At 74.5% G+C, this 2,343-nt stretch carries 2 protein-coding genes and 1 pseudogene; all 3 read left to right on the top strand.

The features are described from left to right. Positions 1 to 357 (top strand): annotated as a pseudogene (locus ABT300_RS43260) (glucose-6-phosphate dehydrogenase); the annotation flags it as partial. Further along, positions 354 to 1,514, top strand: a complete 1,161-nt coding sequence (gene opcA / locus ABT300_RS43265; protein ID WP_351688449.1) for a glucose-6-phosphate dehydrogenase assembly protein OpcA — start codon at positions 354 to 356, stop codon at positions 1,512 to 1,514. The pseudogene ABT300_RS43260 and the gene opcA, both read left to right, overlap by 4 nt. Further along, entirely contained in the window at positions 1,511 to 2,293 is a 783-nt protein-coding gene (gene pgl, locus ABT300_RS43270) for a 6-phosphogluconolactonase (protein WP_351688452.1), read from the top strand. Before opcA ends, pgl begins: the two co-directional genes overlap by 4 nt. Positions 2,294 to 2,343 lie beyond the last annotated feature (50 nt).

The raw sequence follows: 2,343 nt of genomic DNA on the forward strand, positions 1-2,343 counted from the left end.
GCGAACGCCATCGTCATCCGCGTCCAGCCGGACGAGGGGATCACGGTCCGCTTCGGCTCCAAGGTGCCCGGCACCTCCATGGAGATCCGGGACGTGTCGATGGACTTCGCCTACGGCGAGTCCTTCACCGAGTCCTCCCCCGAGGCGTACGAGCGCCTCATCCTGGACGTGCTGCTCGGCGACTCCAACCTCTTCCCCCGCACCGAAGAGGTCGAGCTGTCCTGGAAGATCCTCGACCCGATCGAGCAGTACTGGGACAAGAACGGCAGGCCCGCGCAGTACCCGTCGGGCACCTGGGGGCCGGTCGAGGCCGACGAGATGCTCGAGCGAGACGGACGGAGCTGGCGCCGGCCATGAAAACGGACCTCACGGACACCACTGCCAGCAAGATCAACAAGGCGCTGGTGCAGGGCCGCCGTGCGATAGGCACACCCGCCGTCGGCATGGTGCTCACCCTCGTCGTCGTCACGGACGAGGAGAACGCCTACGACGCCCTGAAGGCCGCCGACGACGCGTCGCACGAGCACCCCTCGCGCACGCTCGTGGTCATCAAGCGCGTATCCCGCTCCCCCCGGGGCCGCACCCAGTCCCGCCTCGACGCCGAGGTGCGGCTGGGCGCGGACGCCGGCACCGGCGAGACGGTCATCCTCCGGCTGTACGGCGAGGTCTCCGACCACGCCCAGTCCGTCGTGCTGCCGCTGCTGCTGCCGGACGCCCCCGTGGTGGTCTGGTGGTCGGTGGACGCCCCGCGCGACCCGGCGGGCGACCCGCTGGGCGCCCTGGGCCAACGCCGGGTCACGGACAGCTACACGGCGGAGAAGCCCGTCGACGAGCTGCGCTCGCGCGCCGAGAGCTACGAGCCGGGCGACACCGACCTCGCGTGGGCCCGGATCACTCCGTGGCGTTCCATGCTGGCGGCCGCGCTCGACCAGGTCAGCTGTGAGATCGTGTCCGCCGAGGTGGCGGGCGAGGAGTCCAATCCGAGCGTCGAGCTGCTCGCCATGTGGCTCGCGGACCGCCTCCATGTGCACGTGCGGCGCGCGGTCTCGGCCGGTCCCGGTCTGACCCAGGTGCGGATGGAGACCACCGGCGGCCCGATCACGCTGCACCGGTCGGACGGTGCGATGGCCACCCTCGCGCTGCCCGGCCAGCCGGACCGGGCGGTGGCGCTCAAGCGCCGGGAGACGTCCGAGCTGCTGGCGGAGGAGCTGCGCAGGCTCGACCCCGACGACACGTACGCGTCGGCCCTGCGGTTCGGCGTGGACCGGCTGGGCGGTCTCCAGTCGGCCACCGAGCGGTTGACCGAGCGGGCCGAGGCGGCCTCCCAGCCGCCGCCCTCCCTCCCCGTCCGCGGGGTGCCGGAACCGGCTGCCGCCGACCGCGCCTCCGCGCCGACGACCCCCGCCGCTCCGGCAGCCCCTGCCGCGCCGGCCGCCGCCCCGTCGGGGTCCGGTGACGCCGACCGGCCGTCTCCGGCGCAGATGCCCCCGGTCAGGAAGGCGGATCCGCAGTGAGCACGCCCCAGCTGGTGGTGCACCGCGACAAGGAGCTGATGGCGCAGGCCGCGGCGGCCCGCCTGATCACGAAGATCGTGGACGCGCAGGCCTCCCGGGGCCAGGCGTCCGTGGTCCTCACCGGCGGCCGCAACGGCAACGGCCTGCTGGCCGCGCTGGCCGCCGCGCCCGCCCGCGACGCCGTCGACTGGAGCCGCCTCGACCTGTGGTGGGGCGACGAGCGCTTCGTGCCCGAGGGCGACCCGGAGCGCAATGTCACGCAGGCCCGTGAGGCCCTGCTGGACTCCGTCCCCGTGGACCCGAAGCGCGTGCACGCCATGCCCGCGTCGGACGGTCCGCACGGCGCCGACGTGGAGGCGGCCGCGGCCGCCTACGCCGAGGAGCTGGCCCGCGCGGCCGGTCCCGAGAACCACGGCACGGTCCCGTCCTTCGACGTGCTGATGCTGGGCGTCGGCCCGGACACCCATGTGGCCTCGCTCTTCCCTGAGCTGCCGGCCGTGCGGGAGACCGAGCGCACGGTCGTCGGCGTCCGCGGCGCGCCCAAGCCCCCGCCGACCCGTGTCACCCTCACCCTCCCGGCGATCCGGGCAGCCCGTGAGGTGTGGCTGCTCGCGGCCGGCGAGGACAAGGCGCAGGCCGCGGCGATCGCCCTGTCCGGGGCGGGCGAGATCCAGGCCCCCGCCGCGGGAGCCCAGGGACGCGCCCGCACCCTGTGGCTGCTGGACTCGGCGGCGGCCTCGCAGCTGCCGAGGTCGCTGTACCCGCCGGCTTCGTCGTAGCGTCTTGCGCACACCGGCAGTCGACGCCGGGTCCCTGCCAGGGACCCGGC

The organism is Streptomyces sp. NPDC001027 (assembly GCF_040299045.1).
Classification (GTDB): Bacteria; Actinomycetota; Actinomycetes; order Streptomycetales; family Streptomycetaceae; genus Streptomyces.